At 58.0% G+C, this 22,887-nt stretch carries 22 protein-coding genes; 10 read left to right on the top strand and 12 right to left on the bottom strand.

The features are described from left to right. The first annotated feature begins 135 nt into the window (after positions 1–135). Positions 136–474 (top strand): integration host factor subunit beta, encoded by a 339-nt coding sequence (locus CIW50_RS19625; protein ID WP_149532888.1) that lies wholly within the window; start codon positions 136–138, stop codon positions 472–474. A 380-nt stretch (positions 475–854) separates the two neighbouring features. Here the strand turns inward: CIW50_RS19625 and CIW50_RS19620 are convergent, their stop codons facing one another. The 6 genes from CIW50_RS19620 to CIW50_RS19595 form a co-directional block, all read right to left on the bottom strand. Then, positions 855–1,205: a hypothetical protein gene (locus CIW50_RS19620; RefSeq protein ID WP_149532887.1), complete on the bottom strand. Its 351-nt coding sequence runs from the start codon at positions 1,203–1,205 to the stop codon at positions 855–857. Between the two features lie 65 nt (positions 1,206–1,270). Beyond that, a complete protein-coding gene (locus CIW50_RS19615; protein WP_149532886.1) occupies positions 1,271–1,495 on the bottom strand; it encodes a hypothetical protein in 225 nt (74 codons plus the stop codon). Between the two features lie 48 nt (positions 1,496–1,543). Continuing rightward, entirely contained in the window at positions 1,544–1,783 is a 240-nt protein-coding gene (locus CIW50_RS19610; protein ID WP_149532885.1) for a hypothetical protein, read from the bottom strand. 525 nt (positions 1,784–2,308) lie between these two features. Beyond that, positions 2,309–2,770: a low affinity iron permease family protein gene (locus tag CIW50_RS19605; RefSeq protein WP_149532884.1), complete on the bottom strand. Its 462-nt coding sequence runs from the start codon at positions 2,768–2,770 to the stop codon at positions 2,309–2,311. A gap of 718 nt (positions 2,771–3,488) precedes the next feature. After that, a complete protein-coding gene (locus CIW50_RS19600) occupies positions 3,489–3,728 on the bottom strand; it encodes a hypothetical protein (RefSeq protein ID WP_081422159.1) in 240 nt (79 codons plus the stop codon). Positions 3,729–3,895: 167 nt separating this feature from the next. Next, complete coding sequence (locus CIW50_RS19595; RefSeq protein WP_246664371.1) at positions 3,896–4,645, bottom strand: DUF1236 domain-containing protein; 750 nt, start codon at positions 4,643–4,645, stop codon at positions 3,896–3,898. A gap of 204 nt (positions 4,646–4,849) precedes the next feature. On the opposite strand from CIW50_RS19595, the gene CIW50_RS19590 reads away from it, so the two are divergent. Then, on the top strand, positions 4,850–5,095 hold the full coding sequence (locus CIW50_RS19590; RefSeq protein WP_149532882.1) for a hypothetical protein: 246 nt from the start codon (positions 4,850–4,852) through the stop codon (positions 5,093–5,095). 272 nt (positions 5,096–5,367) lie between these two features. Here the strand turns inward: CIW50_RS19590 and CIW50_RS19585 are convergent, their stop codons facing one another. Then, a complete protein-coding gene (locus tag CIW50_RS19585) occupies positions 5,368–6,000 on the bottom strand; it encodes a response regulator transcription factor (protein WP_149532881.1) in 633 nt (210 codons plus the stop codon). 26 nt (positions 6,001–6,026) lie between these two features. On the opposite strand from CIW50_RS19585, the gene CIW50_RS19580 reads away from it, so the two are divergent. Next, complete coding sequence (locus tag CIW50_RS19580) at positions 6,027–7,412, top strand: ATP-binding protein (RefSeq protein WP_149532880.1); 1,386 nt, start codon at positions 6,027–6,029, stop codon at positions 7,410–7,412. Here the strand turns inward: CIW50_RS19580 and CIW50_RS19575 are convergent. From CIW50_RS19575 to CIW50_RS19565, 3 genes are all read right to left on the bottom strand, one after another. Continuing rightward, the gene (locus tag CIW50_RS19575; RefSeq protein ID WP_149532879.1) at positions 7,409–7,597 is read right to left on the bottom strand and encodes a hypothetical protein; all 189 of its coding nucleotides are present in this window, start codon (positions 7,595–7,597) and stop codon (positions 7,409–7,411) included. The genes CIW50_RS19580 and CIW50_RS19575 overlap by 4 nt on opposite strands. 360 nt (positions 7,598–7,957) lie before the next feature. Beyond that, a complete protein-coding gene (locus CIW50_RS19570) occupies positions 7,958–8,362 on the bottom strand; it encodes a DUF1236 domain-containing protein (RefSeq protein ID WP_068738747.1) in 405 nt (134 codons plus the stop codon). A gap of 1,175 nt (positions 8,363–9,537) precedes the next feature. Next, entirely contained in the window at positions 9,538–9,777 is a 240-nt protein-coding gene (locus CIW50_RS19565) for a hypothetical protein (protein ID WP_068738743.1), read from the bottom strand. Positions 9,778–10,040: 263 nt separating this feature from the next. Here CIW50_RS19565 and CIW50_RS19560 point away from each other — a divergent pair, with 263 nt between their 5' ends. The 4 genes from CIW50_RS19560 to mdoH all read left to right on the top strand — a co-directional run bounded on the left by CIW50_RS19560 (position 10,041) and on the right by mdoH (position 15,213). Beyond that, a complete protein-coding gene (locus tag CIW50_RS19560) occupies positions 10,041–10,355 on the top strand; it encodes a hypothetical protein (protein WP_149532878.1) in 315 nt (104 codons plus the stop codon). Between the two features lie 15 nt (positions 10,356–10,370). Further along, entirely contained in the window at positions 10,371–10,982 is a 612-nt protein-coding gene (locus tag CIW50_RS19555; RefSeq protein ID WP_149532877.1) for a hypothetical protein, read from the top strand. A 593-nt stretch (positions 10,983–11,575) separates the two neighbouring features. Beyond that, positions 11,576–13,039: a glucan biosynthesis protein G gene (locus CIW50_RS19550; RefSeq protein WP_246664378.1), complete on the top strand. Its 1,464-nt coding sequence runs from the start codon at positions 11,576–11,578 to the stop codon at positions 13,037–13,039. 14 nt (positions 13,040–13,053) lie between these two features. Further along, positions 13,054–15,213 carry a glucans biosynthesis glucosyltransferase MdoH gene (gene mdoH, locus CIW50_RS19545; protein WP_149533098.1) on the top strand — a complete coding sequence of 720 codons (2,160 nt, stop codon included), beginning with the start codon at positions 13,054–13,056 and terminating at the stop codon, positions 15,211–15,213. 142 nt (positions 15,214–15,355) lie between these two features. Here the strand turns inward: mdoH and CIW50_RS19540 are convergent, their stop codons facing one another. Continuing rightward, positions 15,356–16,366 carry a DUF1236 domain-containing protein gene (locus CIW50_RS19540; protein WP_149532875.1) on the bottom strand — a complete coding sequence of 337 codons (1,011 nt, stop codon included), beginning with the start codon at positions 16,364–16,366 and terminating at the stop codon, positions 15,356–15,358. Positions 16,367–17,177: 811 nt separating this feature from the next. Here CIW50_RS19540 and CIW50_RS19535 point away from each other — a divergent pair. From CIW50_RS19535 to CIW50_RS19525, 3 genes are all read left to right on the top strand, one after another. Next, positions 17,178–17,426, top strand: a complete 249-nt coding sequence (locus tag CIW50_RS19535) for a DUF3606 domain-containing protein (protein ID WP_349636749.1) — start codon at positions 17,178–17,180, stop codon at positions 17,424–17,426. Positions 17,427–17,989: 563 nt separating this feature from the next. Beyond that, on the top strand, positions 17,990–18,127 hold the full coding sequence (locus CIW50_RS29130) for a hypothetical protein (protein WP_172980395.1): 138 nt from the start codon (positions 17,990–17,992) through the stop codon (positions 18,125–18,127). Between the two features lie 1,413 nt (positions 18,128–19,540). Beyond that, on the top strand, positions 19,541–19,837 hold the full coding sequence (locus CIW50_RS19525; RefSeq protein ID WP_149532874.1) for a hypothetical protein: 297 nt from the start codon (positions 19,541–19,543) through the stop codon (positions 19,835–19,837). Between the two features lie 109 nt (positions 19,838–19,946). Here CIW50_RS19525 and CIW50_RS19520 read toward each other — a convergent pair whose 3' ends face one another. Beyond that, positions 19,947–20,273, bottom strand: coding sequence for a nuclear transport factor 2 family protein (locus CIW50_RS19520; protein WP_149532873.1), 327 nt, complete (start codon positions 20,271–20,273; stop codon positions 19,947–19,949). Positions 20,274–22,887 lie beyond the last annotated feature (2,614 nt).

Below are 22,887 nucleotides of genomic sequence, written 5' to 3'. Positions count from 1 at the left end.
CGCTCCAAGATTGGTGAGTGCAGATCAACCGGTCTCGCCGGGTCAGGTTTTTCGACGATTCCCCAATTTATTGCATCTTGACAGTGCAAGTCAGATCGAGGAAATGCGGCCTCCCGCCAAATTTCCGACGTCACGATGGTCAAATCCGAACTTGTTCAACGCATCGCTAAACATAACCCGCGCCTCTACCAGCGGGACCTTGAGAACATCGTGAACGCGATTCTCGATGAGATCGTCGCTGCGCTGGCACGCGGTGATCGGGCTGAGCTTCGCGGTTTCGGCGCGTTCTCGGTAAGGCATCGCCCCGCTCGTGCAGGCCGCAACCCACGTACTGGAAAACATGTTACCGTGCACCAAAAGAGCCTTCCGTTCTTCAAGGCCGGAAAGGAAATGCGCGAGCGCCTGAATCGCGAAAATGCTGCGCCGGAAATGAGCGCTGCCTCAAGACCGGCCGCCGGTTTTTCGGGGAGGTAAACCAACTTGGTCTAACCGTGGGGAGTCTGAAAACATTTTAGGCGCAATCGCCAAGGACGGCGCTCTCCTCACGCGCAGATTTTTGTCTCGGGAAAATGCGTTCTGCGTACCACGAAACGAATCGGCGGAAACCTCAACGACATCCACCAGTTGAGCTATTTCATGGACGGCGAGGTATGCAGCACTGGTGCGCCTGCGTACTGCGTACCATAGGTAAGGTCTAGTGCGGGGTGCCTTAGCGGCGGGTGCCTTTAATGAATTTTTTGAGACGGGCTTCGAAAAAAAAAGCCGTTTCCGATACAGAAGCTACAGCTCACGAGATGTCTTTTGCTGTTTGCTATCGGACGCGTCCATTTCTCCGCATTCCGCGCGCACGATGCCTATTGATCGTGAACGTTTAGCCACAACTGGATTGCTCGCGCGGCACGCATCCACTCGCTGGAGCTTTGGGGGACGCTTCGTCCGTGCTGATATCCAGCCAGATCGCGGATCGCAGTCAAAGCTACTCGTTCAGCCTCGGCCATCGCGGGAGAGGTGTTTGTGGTAACCTGCTCGGTGGCCAGGCCGTTCAGTAAAATGCGGGCTTCCTGCTCGGTGCTGATCGCGGCGACCTTCAGGATCGATCTGCAGTAACGGGCCTTGATCAGGCTTTGATCGTCGCTCATTCGAGAGCGCTCGGCGGCGTGAGCATGGGGCAGCGTAGGAAGGTCAAACTGGTTGGTCTTGTTCAAGATGCAGCCTTGGTCGATGGGACCATAGAACAATCGCCGGCTTAGTTCCCGCCCGTGAAGGCAGATCAAACCTCTTTCAGGAGGTAGCGAGCGCGGAGCTGCCTCTCTATTCGCACCACAGTCTTTGCCAGATCGGGATAGTGCCGGCGTTCGGTGGCATTCGTCAGCGCCGACCAATTGCCGTTACCGATTGGAACAATCGCAATCCCGGCATTGGGGAAGTTGGAGCCTGCAAGCTTCTCGTGAAAGAGCCAGATCAGCTCGTTGGCGGTCGCTTTCTTTTTAAGCATGGAGGTCAGACTTCAGGGCGAGGTGGGAGTCTGACTTCCTATAAGGGATCACTCCGGGGCGCGCAGTTCATATTGATGGCGCAGTTTGTCTACGGTCATTTCCAGCGCGCTATGCAAAGCACCTGGATCAATTCGACCTTCTGTGAAGGCATACAGAGTCCAGTTCGTATCGGCTCGAAGGTCACTGTATTGGACGTCGACTGCCTTCAGCGTCTCGCAACCTGGGCGTTTTCTCATCTCCGCGAGGGCTTCGCGCTCCAACTCCTTTTTAGAAAGTATCGCTTTCATCGATTGGCTCCGGCGAGTTTTCCAGAAAACAGCCGCTGTGGCGGATCGTTCCCGGTCGCGAAGGTTCAGCAATGAATGATCACTCTGTCGCCATGTTTCACGCCGCTCTTAAGGTGGTCATCAAACGTGCAATCATCGTCCTCGATGCGCTCGGCGACTCCGAGATGAGGTGTCAGAATCAGGGGCAGGTCTGGATAGGGCGATCAACGCTGCGCGCTGGCCGATGGGTATATTCACTGACAGCTCACCTTGAATGAAGAAATGCGCCCGCCCTGGAGATGTCCGCGGCGGCCGCAATTGTCCGCGACCATCGTGACAGTCCTGCGGTTCGTGTTCGGAGGCTAGCCGATGCGGATTTCCAACTTGCTTCGTTGAAGGTTGCGGCGAACTTGACACCCCGGCCCGTGAACGGGTCGGCAGGATGCCGAGCGTCATCTGGTCCTGAGCCGCGCATGGACATGGCGACGACGAAAGTTACGATGAGGGGGTTTGCGAAGCCAGGACGGAGCCCGCATCATCCGTCCATCAGGACCCGGCGGCGTCCGCGGCTTCGCGAGCCTTCTCGCCCATGCGTTGCACACTCCTTTCACCGACCTTCTCGGCCGCAGCGCGTGCCTCGCACTTGGTCCGGATATCCTCTAATTCCTCGTCGGTCAGATGCTCGATGCCGACGAATGAGTTATGAGCGGCACTCGTTCGGATGAGTTCGTCTAGCTTCACCTGAATGGCGGCGCTGTCTCGGTTCTGAGAGTTCTGGATGAGAAAGACCATCAAGAACGTCACGATCGTCGTCCCAGTGTTGATGACAAGCTGCCACGTGTCCGAGTAACCGAACAGAGGACCGGTCACGGCCCAGATGATCACGACGGCGGCTGCGACGATGAACGTCGTGGCTCGACCCGCGAGTTGAGAAGTCTTGTTAGCAAGGTCTCCAAAAAGGCGGGCAAATCCGCTGCGACGTTCGTTGTTTGACACTATTGAATCCATTTGCTGGTGCGACCTTCCACAACATGCCGAGCAAATTCAAGGCAGACCCGCGTTCTGGAATGGTAGTTTATTGGTCGAGCGCTTGGTCGCGCCAGGCGCCACATTTCTTAGCACCTATGGATAACGTGACGCTCAAAAGCCCAACAATCATTACGCGTAAACGCTGTAGCAAGCTCACCAGGTCAAGGGCAGTTGCTCGGAATCCTCAGGTTGCATTACTTGTGGCCTTGAAATGCGCCGGCTTGCATAGTGGGGCGTCTGGCGCATCTTACGCCGGCGGGGCGTTTCGGTGACCTGCCGGAACTCAGTTGGCTTGCGCTCGGCGGTGTTTGTAGAGGCGAGGATAGGCGTCGGCGTCGCCGGCTCGACAGCAGCCGGTTGTAGGTGAACTTGACGCGGAGCGGATCCGCCACCTTCGCCGCGCAGGCATTCTTCGGAGTAGTATGGCCAGTTTTGCTTTTCGCACACGCTATCGGCAGCAGTTTGCGAAACCCGTGCGGCGTCTTGGTCCATAGGCGCTCTGCCTGATGTGATTAGCGCGTCAGAAGCTCCTGCGGGGGCAGTAGGCACCGCGGAGCCCTGGGTCGCAAATGCTAACGTGATGAAACCAGCGAAGATGATTAAGCCAGCTGCACGTCGATCGAATGTCTTTAGAAAAGTCATGCGGATAACCTTGTCAGAAAAGGAGGAGGTGGCCCATGCGGGCCACCTCCTTGGATCAATCCCAACGATGACGGCGCTGCTTAATCACTACCACCCGGTCGCGATTGCGCCAGCCGCGGTGCCATCCATGATCGCGGCGATATTCCGCGCGAGGGCCGCGGTAGCCGCGGTCATAGTCGCGGGACATTCCGTGATCCTCGCCAATGCGAACGCGCACGTCCTGCGCACTTGCAAAGGTCGGGGTAGTTATGGTCGCCACGACGGCAGCGGCAAATGCGTAAGTTGACAACTTCATCTTCAAGCTCCCTTGTTCAACCGAGACGCCAACGGGATAAAGTGGCAATCGTTCCGCTGTAGCTGCATTGATCCGCACAAGGCCAAAAAAAACTGCCCGCGGATGTGGACCCGGGGCAGTAGAGTGAACGAGGAACGAGTGTCTAGCGCCACAAGGCGGCGCCGGGCCTAACCTTCGATGATGTAGACGATCTCATGCGTCTGCGGTCGAAGGATAACGTAACGACCATTGACCAGAATGAAGTCGTATCCGCGCCATTCTGGATAGATTTCGATCACTCGCGTCGGGAGCGGGTGCACGCGCACTGTAGACGGTACCGTCACGCCTACTGAGATGTTGAAGTTCACATTGCGAACTTCCTCGACCTTTTCTTGCCGGATCGCACTAGTGATCTGCGTGCGCTTTTGAGCAGGAAGGGCAACGGTTGCAGACGTCGCGGCATTGCCCGTCGTAGACGCGGAGCCGGCCTTGCCGTCGCCGGTCTTCGCGTCAGTGGCAGCCTTGGTATCCGTTGTCGACTTGGTGTCCGTCGCGGACTTCGCGCCCTTGGTGTCGGTGCGCTCTTGCGCAGAGGTCCCGGCTTTATCCGACGGAGCGACGGCAGGCTTATCCTGGGCGGTCGTTGCTGGTTTGGCAGGCGCGGCCTTCTGGTCGGAGGCGGCCTTGGCATCAGGTGCAGACCTGGAACCGGTCATCGGCTTAGCGTCACTTGCCGTCCCCTTTGCGGCGGGCATGTTGGTCGAAGGAGCCTCGCCGGCCCGCGGTGCTGACGCGGCAGGTGCATCGCCCCCCTTTGATCCGCTCGCGCCGCCGCCCTGCGCCAGAGCGAAAGCAGTCGTGGCAATCAAGGCAATGGCCGCAGCCGATCCCATCAATCTCCTATTCATTTTGTGACCTCCACTGTCGAGACCGCTCATTCGGTCTTGCGCAACAACAGCGAAAGCAGTTTCTTGGTTCCGTTCTCGGATGCCGCTTCCGGGTAAAAGAGGCAATATGGCCGGCGCTAGACTCTAAGTTCGCCGCTTATATCAGCAGCTGTCTCCGCAATGCCGAGCTCAGAAACCCATCGCAAACCGGGAACTTGTGTCAACGGCCGCTTGGTGCGGTCAAAGGAGAGCAATATGAAACGGATGACGATCGCCGGGGTCGAGGCCCTTTTGCTGACGGCGGGAAGCGGAGCGGCCGTGGCCGCTATGCCGCTAGCGCCGATGACAGCTTCGGGCGATGCGATCGAGATAAAGGGCGGCCACGGTCATGGTCATGGCCACATGCATCGTGGTGGACGCGGACATCATTACGGCTGGTCCCGCGGTCGCGGGCATCATTACGGCTGGAGCCGCGGTCGCGGTCATGGTCATCATTGGTGATAAGTCCAGCGGACGCGATTAAGCCTCCGCCGCTCGTTCCGCGCCTGGCGCTGTTGTTGCGTTGCGCCCACGCACGCAATGCAGCAACGTTTCCGCAGTGAATTTCGAGCGGATCCGGCGACAGGCGTCGCACCTCCCTAAGGCTGTAGCGGCACCTTCTCCCAATGTCATAGGAACGCTAGCCACTTGTCGATCCACGTCCTTCGGCTTTAAGCCTGCGGCTGATGTGAGCTGTGCGGAAAGAAGTGGCCAAGACTCTATCGTGAAGAACTCTAATTTAAGCCCATCTCGACGGCTATACGGATGAGATCGGAGTGGTTCCGTGCGCCCAGCTTCTGCTTCAGTAGGGACGTGGTATTTGCTACCGTCTTGTAGGAGATGCCGAGCGCGTCGGCGACCTCAACGATCTTGTCGCCCCGGCCGAGGAGCCGGAGAATTTCCAGTTCCCGGGCCGACATGCTGGTGGCCGGATTTGCACGGATAGCAGCGCCTGAGAACGTTACTGTCTTTGCGAGATGCGGAGAAATGAAGTTCTCCCCCGCAGCCACTTTGCGTACTGCCTTGATGAGCAGGCGCGGATCGTCGCCCTTAGAGACATAGCCTTGGGCACCGAGCTCGATGGCTCGGACCACAAAGGCTGGATCGTCATTCATGCTGAACATGATAATACGCGCGTCGGGATCATCCTTGCGGATACGACGCATCAACTCGAAGCCGGAAAGATCCGGCAGATTGATGTCGATGATCGTCACGTCGGGCCGTTTAGATAGATAGGCGCGGTGTCCCGATCTCTCATCGACCGCCTCATCGATGGATATTGTAGGGTCCGACGCAAACAGCGAACGGCAGCCCGACACCACGACGGGGTGGTCATCGACAATCAGGAGTTTCACAGGCTGTGCCATCGGCGGGACAATCTCGCAATTATGCTATGAATATTGGATTTCAACGCTTTGACCAGAGGAATGGTGCCGGGTTGACCAATTTAATGATTCCAATGTGGACGACTTTGTCGCTGCGTGCACGCATTTGCGTGCTGCTGGGCGGCATGTTTCTGAGCGCCCTGATTGCCGGCCTCGCTTTGCTATGGATTTTCTCCTCGGATCAAATTTTGGAGGAGAACGAGTCATCGGCGCGGTCGGCGATCACCGTCGCGGCGGGTTTGAACGCCGCTCTCGCGGCCTCCACAAGACCCGACGCAATCCTTGCGGCGTTCGTCGATCAGCTCGGTTCGACACCTGCGGACGCGATCCGGTTTCGCCGCGATGGCGAGGTGCACGCACCGGAGCGGGGCAAGACGTCCGGCAGGGTCCCGGAATGGTTCGTGAAAGCCCTGTTCGTGCCTGACCTTGCGCAGTATGTCCCCGTCCTGGTCCAAGGTCGCCGGGTCGGCGATCTTATTTTCGAACCAGATCTCTCTGCGCAGATCTACGAGAAATGGATCGGCTTTCTCTCGCTTCTCGGGTCACTCGTCGGCATGGCATTGCTTGCCGGCCTCTTGTCGTTTGTGACGATTGGCGCAGCGCTGCAGCCCTTACGCGATCTCGCGGAGGGGCTGGCACGGCTCCGCACTGGTGACTTCTCGAAGAAAGTCGATTGTTCCGGCCCCCCTGAAGTTCGGGAAAGCTGCTTGTCCGTGAACGAGCTTGCTTTGACTCTCGGTCGCCTCAGTTCAGAGAACCGAAGTCTATTACGAAAGATGATCTCCATCCAAGATGAGGAGCGACGTGACATCTCGCGTGAGTTGCACGATGAACTTGGTCCACTTCTGTTTGCTATCCGGGCTAACGTTACTGCTATGATCGACGACCGCGGCAGCGGCACCAACCGGTCCATGGGAGAGGAGCGCGTGCTGCAGGCGGTGGAGGCTTTGCAAATCGCCAACCGCCGCATTCTTGAGCGGCTGCGACCAATGCTCATCGAAGAGCTGGGTCTCGATGCTAGCATCCAAAAGCTTTTGCGTGACGTACACACGCAGGTGCCTGAAATGGCCGTGACATTCGAGATCGATCCCCGGATCGTCACGGCGGACAGTGTGGTCGCTCAGACCGTATACCGTTTGCTGCAGGAAGGCATCACCAACGTCCTGAAGCATGCCGGTGCGTCTAAGATGAGCGTGAAGACCGAGGTGACGAACGAAGCTATTCTGGTCGAGGTTGCCGATAATGGTGCGAGGGCGCCCCTAGAGCCGAAATTCGGCCGGGGCCTGACGGGAATGCAGGAGCGCCTCCGCGCCTTAGAAGGAAAGTTTGACTACATCCGTGCCGACGGATGGACAACAATCCGGTGCAGCCTACCGCTGGCAGCGCCGGATTAGGTTGGACCGGCCGTCTTTGCCATCGGCGTGATCTCAAAACCGGCCAGCGAGAGAGCCGTGATCACTACCTTTGCAACGCAGGTGGCTTGCTCGCTCGTTATCGGCAATTTTTCTCCGTTGCGGTTCTCGATAGCACAAGTGCTGATAGCCTGGGCTATGATCGTCATTCGCTGGAAATCATCCACCTCTAGCAACTCCTGAACAAAGCAACGACCCGCTTAAGTCTTTAGGAAAAGGCACGTTGAGCAGGCAGGGCGTCGCGCCTCCGATCTATAGTTGACGATGCGAAACGCCGCGTCCCGGGCACGTGCCGGGTCTTCCGGCTGACGATGTTGCGCCATGCTGCGCAGTGAATCGGTGGGCCTCCAGCCCTTTGCGGAGGAGCTTTTTGTCGGAGAGCTGTCGCTTTCGCCGATGGCAAATAGAACTCCCAGCAGTACGGCGCCGACCCACGCGAGATATTGAAGTATGGGCAAGATGATCCTCCCACAAAGACGTATCGAACTGGTCGAGGCGGCCCTTTCGGCCCGCCTCGAAAAGCGCGCTTAGTCGATCACTTCGACGATACGATGGGTGCCCGGGTCGACCAGTACGGTCCGATCGTTGACCACCGTGTAGCGATAGGCAGTGGAACCGTACTCTCGCGGAACTTCATAATAGGTGACGCCGCTGTCGGGCAATACGGCACCGACACGTAGCTCGCGGTCATACCGGTACGACGGGTGACGGCGCTCGGTGACGTAGCTGTGGAAGCGGGGACGGTTGGCCTCGGAAATGCCGCCTGCCGTGGCGCCGGCGGCAGCGCCAACGGCGGCACCGACAGGGCCACCGACGGCGCCACCGACGATTGCGCCGCCGACGGCTCCGCCCGCCGCTCCATTCTGAGCGAGGGCAGGCGAGAAGTAGGCCAGCGAAGCGATTGCAATGGCAGCCGTGGAAATGAATTTCATGATCGTCCTCCTGGTGTGTTGGCGGAGTGAAAACTGCCAACACTTAAGGTCGTTCCGTCGAATTGCCGCTTTATCCCGATATTTTCCATCGACCGTGTGGAAGGCGGGGAAACGGTTTCTAACCGAATGATCGGGGACCGCGCGCCACGTTGGTACTCGCCAATACATTGACTTATATGGCCTATCATAACTATTGGATGTGTTTCAGAAAACGTGGTGCTGACTATTATGAGCCCTGGCAGAAATGGACGAGCGGGAAATCCTGGTATCTCGATTGGTGCCGAGGAGGAAGGCAGCTGCATATAGAGCGCGGGGATTTGGACGCGCATCCGGCGTCGGAGGAATTGTTTGTCGACATCGCCGAGGCGGCTGACGCTCCATGCCGGGATTGACCGCTATGAGCTGGTGGAAGGTCAGATTTTCTGACGTTAGAACATAGTGGGACCGATAGCCGACTAATGCATAACCGAACTATAAACAGAAATCCTAGGCGCGAAATGAACACAGACAATGGTGCGGACGAACACGTCATCTACCAAACCAGATTTCAGGGAAGGGTACTGGATTTCCGCGGGCGTCCCGTTTTCCTGAGATACGACTGCTGTGAGTTCGTCAAATGCCAGATACTGGTCGATGAGGGGACCACCAGCGTCGCTTTCACGTACTGCACGTTCGAAGATTGCAACATCGATGCAATCCAAGCCGACGAGCATCGAGGCGTGGTCGCTCGCGACAATATTTTCAAGCCGCCAATAGAAGATCGCAGGATTGACTTAGAACGACGCTTAGCGTTGGCGCTCGCTGCGAGGGATGTGTCACTCGGACGGAGGTTCCCTTGATCGATCGCTGTCTTCCTGAAATTTTTGAATCACAACGGAGGCGTGATGTCCGCTCGATTAGCGCTTCGGCAACGAGATTCAAATGTTAGCCCATTGAGTGATCGATTCATGCGTGTCCCGCTTTTCGCTACGCGCGAAGGCGGTTGGGCACTGCCGTGCACTAAGGCTCGAGCCGCGCCGACATGTGCTGCAGACGCGATACGTCGTGGAGCGCTGGACATGCGATTGCGCATCCTTGCGATTAGTCGCGTCGACTCTTGTTAATCGGAGCTGCGATACCGCGGCCTGTCGGCACAAGCACCCGTCACCGATCGAAGTGACGGGTGCTGACGCGCGTCAGTTCTCTGTGCAGACCTTCATGGTCTTCATGCCGGTCTCGGCTTCCGTTCTGGTCTTGAACGTTCCGTTGTCGACAATCGTCGTTGTCGTGGTCGTTGGCTTCTTATCAACGATTGTGCACTTCTTGGTGGTGGCATCGCGCACTACGTAGTAGTCGCTGGAAACCGTCGTCGTTTGAGCGAAGGCCGAGGTACAAGCGAAAGCAGCTAGTGTTCCGGCGAGATAAAGCGTTTTCATGATGGTATCCTCCAATTGCAAAATTTGCGAGACGCAAACGCGTCAAATAATCCGCGCAATTGCCGAAAGTTCCCGACTATGGTTTGGCGAGGAGTTGAGCAAAGGCACGCAAGCCAGCCATATGATCCGCCGTTGCGGGAAAGAATGGCATAAGCAAGGGATGTCGCGCCGCTATCGTAGGTCCAGGCCTTTTTCGGCAATCAATGGAACGCGTCAGCTAACAGCTTGTTGGAGGAGCCCAAACACCAACCTATGAGGGACCTATGAAACGCGTTTCGACTATCTGTGTCGCCGCTCTCCTGATCTCGGGAGTAGCCCATGCCCAGAGCTCGGCGGCAAAAGATCGTCCGGGCAACAATGCCGTCAACAGCGAGCAGAAGAACTCCAATGCGCCGGTCGCCGGCCGTAACTCCTTCACCGAGGGGCAGGCCAAGAGTGCTATCGAAAAGGCTGGCTACACGAACGTCAGCGAATTGAAAAAAGACGACAACGGCGTATGGCGCGGCAAAGCGACCAAGGGTGGCTCGACCAGTGCGATCAGCGTCGATTTCCAGGGCAACGTCAACGCAGCAAAGTAACCGGAAGGTAATCTCATGACCGTGACCATTTCACGTTTGTACGACTCGTACCCGGAAGCGCAGAAAGCTGTCGGAAGCCTTGAGGCCGCCGGCGTTCCTTATGGGGACATCAGTATCGTGGCCAACAACTCCGAGGGCTGGTTCGACGGCAAAAAGGACCGCGACGGTGATGGCGTCGATGATCGCGCCGAAGCAGCCGGCGCCGGTGCCGGAATCGGTGCAGGGATCGGCGGCGCTGCGGGCCTTCTAGCCGGACTAGGGCTGCTTGCTATTCCCGGCCTTGGACCAGTTGTCGCGGCAGGATGGCTTGCCGCTACGGCAGTCGGCGCTGCCGCCGGAGCAGCAACCGGCGGCATTGTTGGTGCTCTGACCGAGGCTGGCGTCTCCAAGGAAGATGCACCGCTTTACGCGGAAGGCGTTCGCCGCGGCGGTACGTTGGTCTCGGCAAAGGTCAACGAGGCCGACCGCGCGCGCCTCGAGGCGCTGATGAGCCCATCGTCAGTCAATCTCAATGATCGCCGTGTGGCCTGGGAGAAGTCGGGGTGGAGCGGGTATGACCCGGCAAGCCCGCCCTACGATGCGGGGCAGGTGCGCAAGGAGCGAGAATTGTACGGTCGTTTCCGATAACAGCGATGGCCCGCTTCGGCGGGCCATTTTTTTCACCGGAGGTCAAGCTCAGCAGTTAGGGCGGAGTGTTGGTAACCCAAAATCTCGTGTGGCGTGTCAGGCGGCCGACGCGAGAAACCGGGCTACGCGGCGGGGAATTATGAACAACCGGCGGGATAAATTGGCAGCATTAATGCGGATCAATGCAGCATCGTCGAAGCGCTGTGTCCGTCGTTGAAAGCTGATCTTGAGGGTTTTCGTGAGTCATCCGGCAAGGGGCGTCTTGGCTGCGGCATCGAATGCTGACTTAGCGGCGTCGCACGGCCTGGACCGAGTGATTCAACGTCTATCGACAACAGCGCTATTTTCACCCGTTCTATGGTCAGTTCGCGCGCCGTCGACTGGCATTTGACACCGGCCGACCGCGGGTTGGAAACGCCAGCGTTTGGTGAGGTAGAGTCGGGAAACACCGGCAATCATGGCAAGCGCAGAGCGCTGAATGTTCCAGCTCGCGGAACTCGATGGTGCAGCGCGTGTTATTGCATATCACTCTGGCGTTTGGAGACACCTTGAACCGCAGACAACTTCTCGGCGCTTCGGCCGCTTTGCCATTGATGACGATGATCCCGCGCAGCGCTCGCGCAGCTCCCGGGCCTGCGGCGTTCGACGCCGCCGTGGTGCGGCAAATGGCGCGGGAAGCCGCCGCCAAGGCATTCAAGGCGCCAGACAACAAGCTGCCAGACTCCCTCAAGGATCTGGACTACGACCGATACCGCGCGCTGCGCTTTAATCCGGAGAAGGCTTTGTGGCGCGGCGAGAAGCTGCCCTTCGAGGTGGAGTTCTTTCATCGTGGCTCGTTCTACACCAATCGCGTCGATATCTATGAAGTGGCCAATGGCCAGGCGACCGTAGTCCCTTATCAACCTGAGAATTTCTCCTTTGGCGCTACGCCGCCCCCGCCGGCCGGGGCCGACTTAGGCTTCGGCGGCTTCCGGCTGCATGCCCCGATCAACAAGCCCGATTACTATGACGAGGTCTGCGTTTTTCTCGGCGCCAGCTATTTCCGCGCGGTGGCCAAAGGCCAAGTATACGGCTTGTCCGCGCGGGGCCTGTCCATCAACACCGGCGAGGCCGCCGGCGAGGAATTCCCACAGTTCAAGTCCTTCTGGATCGAGAAGCCGGCGTCCAACGCCAACTCGATTGTGGTGCATGCGTTGCTCGACAGTGAAAGTGCTGCGGCCGCCTATCGGTTCACCATCCGGCCAGGCGATACGACCATTTTCGATGTAGAGATGGTCATTTATCCGCGGGTGGAAATAAAAAACACTGGCCTCGCGGCGATCACGAGCATGTTCTTCTTCGGTCCGAACGACCGCAAGGACGTGGACGATTTCCGCCCTGCCGTGCACGATTCCGACGGTCTGGCAATTTTCAACGGGCGAGGCGAACAGCTCTGGCGACCCCTGCATAACCCGCGCGATCTGCAGATCAGCTCTTTCGGAGACCGAAATCCGCGAGGCTTTGGACTGATGCAACGGCAGAAGGACTTCTCCGACTACCAGGATCTCGAATCAAGTTTCGAACGGCGCCCCAGTCTCTGGGTGGAACCGATTGGCGATTGGGGCGAGGGATCGGTGCAACTGCTGGAAATTCCGACCAAGGAAGAGATTCACGACAATATCGGTACCTTTTGGCGTCCGAAAAACCCGCTTCCAGCAAAGAGCGAACTCGCGTTTACCTACCGCCTGCATTGGGGGCCCGATCAACCGAAGCCGTCGGCGCTGGCGATCTTTTCACGCAGCGGCATCGGCGCGCGCGGGGACGATACCAAAATATTTGTGCTCGATCTGATTGGCGACAAGCTCAAATCCATCGATCCCACCAAGATCAAAGGCGTTGTCACGGCCGAAAAGGCTGAAATCCGCAATATCGTAACACAGCGGAATCCGCAAAACGGCGGCTGGCGCCTGAGTTTCGAGATGCCGGTCAAGAGCAAGGCGCCGGTCGAATTGCGCGCTTCTTTGATGCAGGACGATCAGGCGATCTCCGAAGTTTGGGTCTATCGATGGACACCATGAACGTGAAGAACCAAATGCCGTTGGTTACCGTGCCTGCGGCTGCGTTGCCGGCCGGCGCGGGCGAGAGGTTTCTACCGCCAGAGATGCCGCTGACGATGATATCGGATGGGCTCGCAGGGCCAGCTTCCTCCCAACGACGCGCGCAGCTCAGGCCCATGCCGACTGTTCTGCGGCGCGCTTACATCCTCCTTGGCACCGTGGCCCTGACCGCGGCCGGCGGCTACGAGATGTTCGAGGTGCTGAAGGTCGGCGGCGTGACCATCCTCGAAGGCATGGTACTGGCGCTCTTCGTGATGCTGTTCGCCTGGGTCGCGTTCTCGTTCTTGTCGGCGTTGGCCGGCTTCGCCCTACTGTTGATGCGCGCACGGGATCCGCTCGCCATAGAACCGCTTACGCCACTCGCGATGATCTCGAGCCGCAACGCGATGCTGTTACCGACCTATAACGAAGATCCCCATCAGATCACGGCACGGTTGCGGGCGATGTGGGAATCTATATCGGAGACCGGTTACGCCGCGCAGTTCGACTGGTACGTGCTGAGTGACAGTACTGACCCTGCAATCTGGGTGGCCGAGGAAAAAGCCATATTGAAACTGCGCCGCGAGACTGCCAGCGATCGCATCTTTTATCGCCATAGGATGCGCAACACCGCGCGCAAATCGGGAAATATTGAGGATTGGGTCAAGCGGTTCGGCGCTGGGTATGATCACATGATCATCCTGGACGCCGACAGCCTCATGACCGGTGACACGATCGTGCGCCTGGTCGCCGGCATGGAGCAGCATCCCGGCGTCGGTCTGATCCAGACGCTGCCTATCGTTGTCAATGCGCGGTCGCTGTTCGCGCGGATGCAGCAATTCGCTGGCAGGCTTTACGGCCCGGTAATCGCCTCCGGAATCGCTTGGTGGCACGGCTCGGAAGGCAATTACTGGGGACACAACGCCATCATCCGCGTGCGCGCCTTTGCAGAACATGCCAGCCTGCCCGAACTTCCCGGGCGCAAGCCGTTCGGCGGCCATATTCTCAGCCATGACTTCATTGAAGCAGCTTTCATGCGGCGCGCCGGATGGGCGATCCACATGGCACCGAAACTGGGCGGCAGTTTCGAGGAATGCCCGCCGTCGCTCCTCGATTTTGCAGCGCGCGACCGCCGATGGTGTCAGGGCAATCTGCAGCACCTGGCTGTGCTGGCAGCGCCGCGGCTTCATTGGGTCTCGCGGTTGCATCTCCTGACCGGCATCGGTTCTTATTTAACTGCGCCGCTGTGGCTTATGTTTCTGGTGCTCGGGATTCTGATCTCGCTGCAGGCCCAGTTCGTCCGTCCGGAATATTTCGCAAAGGGATTTTCGCTGTTTCCGCAGTGGCCAGCCCAAGATCCGGTTCGCGCAGCCTGGGTGTTCGCCGGCACGATGGGTCTTCTGATCGTACCAAAACTGCTTGCCTACGTTTTGCTGCTCACCCAGGCCGAAAATCGAGCGCGGTTCGGCGGCGGCTTTCTTGCTTTGTCCGGCATCATCGTCGAGACTTTGCTGTCCGGCCTGATCGCGCCAGTGATGATGATCTTCCAATCGTCCGCGGTCGGCGAGATTCTGCTTGGTCGGGATGCCGGCTGGCAGGTCCAGCGTCGCGACGACGGCGTTGTCCCGATCCGCGAAGTGGTCAGAAAGTACGCGGTACCGACCGTGTTCGGTGTACTGATGGCGATGAGCGCTTATGCCGTGTCGCTACCGCTATTCCTGTGGATGACGCCGGTAATCGTAGGTCTGTGGCTGTCGATGCCGCTGGCCATCGTGTCGTCGAGCGCGCTGCAGCCAGGCCAGCACGCCGGCTTATTCGGAACTCCCGAACAGAATCTACCGCCGAAAGTACTGATTCGCGCTAAAGAGTTGGCCTTGGCGGCACCGATCTACCGCGCAAGCTCGCTGCATGAATTGCGTAAGGACATGGATCTGTGCGCGGCCCATTTGAGATCGCTGGTTGATGAGCCACGCAGCCGCGGCCAGATCGATGCCGACCTCGCCATCGCGCGAGCAAAAATTGTAGAAGCTGAGGATTTTGACGAGGCCGTCAGTTTTTTCAGTACGCGCGAGACTTTTGCGGCACTGAACAGCCGGATTGCGCTTCAGCAATTGGCTGCACTGCCCGATAAGGCACACGCCACGAAGTCAATCTGAGTAAGACCTGCCAAAATATAATACCGAAAAGTGCGCGAGCCCTCCATATGACAGCCATCGCACCCGAGGTTTCGGCCTTTGTAATGACATTGCGAAAAAAAGGCGGCCCACTGGCCGCCTCGATTCTCTTTGTGAAGTCGTGTCAGTCAATTTCGTCGATCACCACGCGCTCTCCGGGGTCGATCAGATAGGTGCGATTTTCGCGGTGGATGTAGCGGTAGTCGCGCAGTGAGGGAGCCTCTCGGTAAACGACGTCGGGAAATTCTTCAATCTCGACCGTTTCCGGTAGATGCTCGCCGCGGCGGATAACCGTCTTGGCCGTACTGCCGGTCGTTTGGCGCTCGGTTATCCTCGTCCTGACGTGCTTGCGCACAACGTCCCGGTCCTTGTCGGTAAACGAGACCTTGGAGCGGGCCGGTGCAGGCGCGGCGGCCGTTGATCCACCGGAGCGCGGCAGCACAGTTACGATCTGCAAGGTCGAAGGTTCAACGATGACGATTTCGTCGCGCACCACAAAGAAGCTGTAGCCTCGATATTGCGGTACGACTTCGACGACCTCAGAGGGAAGCGTCTGCAGACGGATGTCGCGGGGAACAGAGGTGCCCACGGTCAGGGAAAAATTAACGTTGTTAAGAGGCTGCACGTTGAGGCGCGAAATCGACTGGGTAACACGCGTGCGCTGCTGGTCGTCGATATTGACGGAAGCATTGAGGCTGGTCGATTGCGATTGCGCATTGTTGTTCGTCGAGGGAGCTTGCGCCGCGTTGTTAGAAGGAGACTGCGCCGTATTATTCGTTGTCGTTGGCTGCGCTGCAGCGTTAGCACCGCCGCTGGTCGGAGCCTGCATCTGGCCGCCGGCCGTTGCGGGCGGCGTTTTGGTCTGCGCCTGCGGGGGCTGCGATGTCGAAGACCCGGCCGCCGATGATGGAGCAGTCGTCTGCGCCTGCGAAGTGCTGGTGGAAGAGCTTGGTGAGGTGGACGTGGACCGATCGTTGGTCGTATCGGGTGCCTTCTGAGTCGTAGGCGAAGAGGTGCTCGGGGACTGCGTTTGTTGTGTGCTAGGGGAGGTTGCTGTCGCGCTTGGTGACTGAGCAACTGCTGCGGTCGCCAACACCAAGCCGACCGCGGTGCTAAATAAGAAACGCGCCTTCATGATCAATTCCTCCATTTTTTGTAGTCATCGTGAACGAGGAAGACACACGGTAGTTCCGATAGAAATCGGGAATAAGTGGCAAATTCTAATGACAAGGGGTCTTCTCGGTCGCATATGCTTTGATGGCCGCTTGGACAGAGCCGGAGAGCGAGGGCCTTGCGCAATTGCACGGCGCCTGCTGATCGTTAATGCAAGCTGCGGCATCGTTCTGCTCGACGCCGTCCCTGCGAGTTCAAGCCTGCTAACCGGCTCCCTCCTTGTATTCTCGCAAAATCCGCCGGACTGCTCCGGCAATCAAGCAACCATGGTAATTGGTGAGTACGTCAGGGCAGACACACGCTTGCGGCGCACCGGCGACGCTCGCAAAGGACCCAATCGCCCGAAAATGACGTGACGGGAACCGTACTATGGTGTTTTAGCGGGACCAAAATTATTTGCGGGCGGGATGCATTGCGGGCCTACTGAGAACGGCGTCTCAACGACCCGGCTTCGGAACTAGACGACCTTCAGCCGGTCCCCAGCGGGGGCGCAATTGCATACCTTTCCTGCGACGGACTCGTACTGGCCACGCTGGAATTCAACGTAGAAAGTCAAATAAGCGTTTTCAAATCTGGGCCACCGAAACGTGAGTCGCTGGGAACAACGCTCAATTAGAGCTCTTGATCCCACGTCCTTGCATGCACGCAAACTCTTGCATAGACGAACTCGCCGCGCGGACCTTTGGGTTGGCGCGGCTCCTTTATGTGATCGTAAGGCTTTTACAGAGCGCTAACCTGCGCGGCTGGCGGCAGCAATTCGCTGACCGTGCCAGATGACTTTGAAACGTTCTTGGCGGGAACTTGATGCCGCTTTGCGCCGTTCTAACACGCGAATCGAGGCTGTTATGGACGATCTTAAAAAGAAAACGCGGCAAGATCGCAGCAAGATCAACATGCACGAAGAGCATCAAGTTCGACACTGGACCAAGCACCTCAAGGTTACGAAGGAGGAGTTGCAAAGCGTTGTCGAAAAAGTTGGTAACTCTGCCGCGACCGTGCGTAAAGAGCTCGCAATTTCATAATGGGAGGCGACCCTGACTACTATCTCGCTCCCTGCGCTTCTTGATGAGTCCGTCGATATCGCTTTCGATTTTCTGCGGCGCTCCGGAGACCTGAACGATGTTGGTGAGGCTAGCCAGTTCCTCACATTTCACGTAGCCAGACTGATGCGAGAGGGCATCACGAGCCGCCTTCTGTTGTCCAATCGGGCTATCGCAGCATATCGATCTCGAGCGGCCAATGGCCCGCCACGGGATGTCAAGCGTTCAGCGGGCTAGCGTGGAGTCTTGCCGGTCCACCTTCACGCGTCGCCGAAGGTTGGAGGTCTGACGCCGACTTGGCCTTCGCCAACTGAAGGATCCCCGGCTAAGTCCTCAGGTCTAACTCTGCGCTCATTCTGGCCGCAACGCTCGTTGGATGGGCGCTCATTCAACGTCGAGGCCAAGCTCACGCAACTCCCGCGCTGGCTCAACCGACCCGAATGCGTCTCGGCGCTCCTCGGGATCATAGCGTCTTAACCGAAACGGAGAGCGGCGCCGCTTTTGTACCGCAGTATCCGGAATCCTCTCACCCAGATGAGATGGGAATGCCGTTCGACGACGGGCCGAGGAAAGCTCCCGGATCCGTGAAAAATCAACACACCCATTCGTTCCTAGGGAAGGATCGGCCCGGCGGCGGATGGATTTCGCCGCCGGGCCGCTTCACCGAACTCGGTGCGGAATGATCCCGAGCCCAGCGATTGAAACTGGAGAGGCTCCGCGACGGTCGAGTTGATCGGCAGGGACGCCGCTGAGCCCGGCCAACAGCTTCTGCAAAAGCTGCCGGCTTGTGAAAATTGGGATCAGATGGTTTCGTTCCGGCGTAGCTTCATCAGCCTTCCAATAATATAATGGAAGGCCCGGCCGACTGAGGTTGAGGGGCGACAGCTTAAGGATCATCTGCCAGCCGCCGGAAAAACAAAATACTTGGAACTCCTTCCTGGGCCGACGGAAATGATACGGCCCCGAGGTCATTGAGAGCAACGCCGTCGGGCCTGACCGGATTGTGTGACCTTGGAGGAACGACCATCCGGCTCCTTAAATAATCAGATCTGATCGACAACGTTCCGGTCGACGTCCGCCTAGCTTAGTGGGGCCGCTCATATTGCAATTGAGCGACCCCGTGCCACGCAATTGAAATGTTGCCGGTACGAACGACAAGTCCGGCAACGTCACGCGACACTTTTGACGCTAAGCCCTTCGTTCATGCGCACAACATAAGCCGCTCCTTAACCTAACTACTCAAACTTACCTGCGAAATTCGTTAGCTGCTTCTCGCCGCTTGCGGAGCGGATTTCGCCATCGCCTGTCACCGGCGGCGCAGGGCACATCAGCGGAGTACAATCATAGGAAGCTCGGCGGCGTTGGGTTTTGGGGGTGGGGAAGCCGCCGAGCCCGGCCGACAGCACCACCCAACTGCCGACCGCAGGAAAAAGCGGCAATAATAGATTTCGTTCCATCAAATAGCAGCCAATGAAATGGCCCGACGCTCAGCCGAATCCTTGAGCGGCGGGCCGACCGTCGCGTGTGCTTCCTGGGATCGCTCCGGCCGGGAAAATCTAGCATCAACACAAATGGAAACTCAATCCCCACGCTTTTAGCGGCAGCCTGGCTGTGCGTGCTCTCCGTCAGTCCTGCTGTTGCTCAGAACTTCCTCGAAGGCGTCGTATCCCTCAACGTCACCATGACCAAGGAGGAAACCTGCATCGCTAGCCATACGGCGTAGGAGATGGCTATCACAGCCGCAGGACGGCCTCGGGCGAACGGTTCAACTTACGCCCTGGCGGCCGCACGCCGCACCACGCGCTTCGGCAGCCACGTCACGGTGATAAAGCCAATGATCGGTCGGTAAAAGTTCGGATCACGGATCGCGGCCCGTTTATCAAGGACGTTGCATCGATCTGTCTCGAGCAGCAGCCAATGCAATCGGCATGGGCGGTATCGCGCGCGTCACCGTCCGGTAGCCCCACGACCGGGTGACCCGGTCGTGTTTGCCTCCGGAACTTGCCCGGCTGTCGAACGGAGGCCGAGCTTTTTGTAATCCGTTGCGATGGAGTGTCTAATAGCCGGACAGGCACGGTGCCGACAAGGAGGTTGCAATGCGCGAGCAAAATCCATCCCGGACGATTAACTTTGGTCAGGCCATCGTTTTGATCGTTCTGTTCGCCATGCTGCTCTTCGCAATTGTCTGGTCGATGATGGCGTGGACGTCAGCTGAGGACGCTGAGATGTCGATCCATGGTTGGATCGCGTTGGCGCTCGGGACGGTTTTCTCACTCGTTATTGGATGCGGCCTGATGGCCTTGATGTTCTACAGTAACAGAAGCGGCTACGACGACACGGCAAACACCGATTGGCGCAGCGAAAAAAAACAGCCAGATGATGAACTCGGGTAGGTACCCGCGATTAGCCTGCGGCCGCTCTTGCTCGGCGCCGGCGATGGTAACCGGGCTTTTTATTCGACCAGCCTGATGACCCTTAGCCGGTTTGCGCGGTCAAGTCGCCCTAATTTGGCGGGCCGCATTTTTGGAAGTTGATCCGGCCAGCAGCATCAAATTCAAAGTCAGCCCGGATATTTGAGCCGTGGCAAACGTAAGTAATGGCAACGCCATCACGGGCCGGTTCGAGATTATCCAAGTCCGCGGCCGGAGAATCTCTTAGGCGCTGCTCCCAATATGCACGTAAAGCCTCGCGACCATTTATCGTCGTCGCGCCGCCGCAACCACATTCGATCGTAGCGGCGTCGGCATAAAGGCCGAGAATACTTTCAAGGTCGCCTGAGCGATAAGCATCTAGCCAATCAACTACCGCTGCCATCGGGTCAAAGGACATTTTCTCACCTACTTGCCAAACCTTAGCGTCTAACAAGCGATTTAGAAGTAGTCCAATGAATGCGTCCTGAATGGTTTATTCAGGAGCGATTCTCAACCGGCGAGAATTCAGCGGCGTGGCCAGACGTCGGCGCTCATCATTGGTACCGCCGGTCACGGAGGCGCATCCGACGCGTTTGGAGAGAATACCATTTGGACGTCGAGGCTTGTGCACGTGCGGCAAAGAGCTAAACTTCGCGAAGCATGGAGGCTCTGCGATGTGGATAGCATTGGCGTGCTCCGCTTGTTTTCTGATCGGAGGGTATGGGGGCCTATGCCTTGGCTACTGCGCCGGCAGAGAAATCATCCGGAACGAGATACGAGAACTGTTAGACAGAGCGTGGCCAATCGCCGATGGCGAGCAAAGCGGTAATCATGCAGATGAAGCTGGCGTCATTCGATGACCTGAACGGTCCAGGCAGCTACCGCGACATCTACTGGTCAAGTAAACGGCCCGACGTCATCGGGGGCAATGCCGTCGGGCCTGACCGGGTTGTTATGTGATCTTGGGGGAACGGTACCCGGTCTTTCGAAGAACAAAATCGCTTAAAAAATGTTCCCTAAAGGCCCGGCGAGTAGGTCGCTCTACCGCCGAGCCGACCGAAGCGAGGCTTCTGGGATCAAGATTCGGTCGCTGTTATCCTGCTTCAACCCGCGCAGGAAATCCATCGACCGTTAGTTCGACGCAATCCGTTCGATTTTATTTATGAAGAGCAAACCTGGAACAACCTTGGAGCGAAGTGCTGTGGCCAGCATCTTGCAGACGCCATCGGTTCGCCTTTCACGGTAGTGCATTTGCATGTGTCGCCGTATGCAAACGTTATTAGCCTGTCGATGTCCTGATCTGCAATCGCAGCTCCGATCTGATCGTCGTAAGTCAAAGCATTATCCTTAGTGGTCGTGGCACCACTTTGGTGCGACGTTCGAAGCGCTAAAGTTTCACGACCATATCGTCTTTTCAACGCCTAGTAACGTCGTCGGTCCTCGATAGCGCCCTTGTCTCGCAGCTCAGCGCTTACCTTTCGGACGCCGGCCAGCGGAATACCCAGATCGAGCGCTTCCTTCTTACCGATGTAAGGGGCCGGCCGAGCGCGGCTGCGGCTCGAAGAGCAGACGCTCCGTTGTCGGCCAGCCCTTTCAGCCTGGCGACGTCTTCTGTGTCCCATCGTTTCGCAAGCAGGCGCCTGACCACGGCTAATTCTCTGGCGGTCGCAGTTCGCCCTTCAACCAGCCCTTTGCTTGGACCACTGGATCCGGCTCAACAGCGGCGTGGATGAAGCTGCACTTTGGGCACTCGTAGGTGTGCGCAAAACGAAGCCGTTTTCGGGGAGGGAGCATCTGATCCAATAAGTGGCGGCTCCGCAATTTGGACAGGGTAGGGTTCGGGTGCGTCGCATGGCCGCTACTCGTACTAGAGCCGTTACGCGGTAAGGCACGGAGTATCGTCAAAACCCTCAAGGTATCGGTTAGGTTCCCAATAGCGCTAAGCGTAGCAAAAGTTGTGGAAGAGAACCGTGCAACCAGTGTAGAGTCGATGACTTCTCCCCAGGGGAGGTTGATGTGAAAGCAACGAAACTACCTGCGATCAATCTGTTGCTGTGCCGACGCTGCGGGGCGGCTCGCACTCTTACCAAGATTGAGACTCAGCCCAGGGCCAGTCTGCCCGGTGATCGTAGGACGTTTCGGTGTTTCAATTGCATGTTGTCCGAGACCTACCAAATCAACCGTCGCGGAGCGCTGCTGCTATCTTCAGATTGACATAGGCGGCCGAGAACCTTCGCTCGCCTTCACGCTGCCGTCGTGTTTGGGCGGCTGTTTGCTGTGTTTCCGTTTGCCTATTGCGAACTTGTCGTTGAACTATTCACGCTTGGCGCATCCTCGCCAGATGTTGTGCTATCGCCAGCGTTGGTGCCGTTTGGCTTCTCTGCGCGGTATGGCGGCGTTGAGGGTGACGCCTTGCTACGGCTGGCCGCTGCCGACGCGTTACCGGATGTCGGTTTTTCGGCTGCTGGACCGGTCACTGAGGCGCCGGGCGGCGATGGCGGGCTTCGCTTACTCTGTGCAACCGCACTGCTGCTGGACAATGCCAGCGCTAAGATTACGAGCCAATTTTTCATCACGGACTTCCGTTTCGGGCGTGTTCAGAACAGTGACGCTACGATCTGGGCTGCGTCCGGCTTTCCGTCACCTTGTCGACGGGCTGATTGCACTCGATGTGATGCTCGGCAATGAGATCCATCGCCTTATGGTGCCACATCTCGGCTTCGGCTAAATGCTTCCAGCGTTCCCCCGGGAAAGAAGAAGCCCTCTGTCGGCATAGACGCTCCATGTTGCGACAGGTTTGAAGGTCTTTCATTGTACGTCTCCCTCGTGCGGGCTCCCGAATTCGGACTCCAAGGGGGATAAGATCCGTTGGTTTCGAAGCGCGTGGCAAAAAGCCCGCCGGGTGTGTCATTCGGCCTGCAATATTGACCCCGTAAGCCGGGGGATCGGCGTCCAAAATTGACCCCCTACCATTGGCCTGTTGCGCTGCCTGCTTCGTAACAGAGCAGGTGGTCGGAGATGCTGATCGTGGA

The organism is Tardiphaga sp. P9-11, assembly GCF_008329525.1.
Classification (GTDB): Bacteria; Pseudomonadota; Alphaproteobacteria; order Rhizobiales; family Xanthobacteraceae; genus Tardiphaga.
The sequence above is the reverse complement of the archived record's forward strand: the minus strand, read 5'-3'. Positions and strand labels throughout refer to the sequence as shown.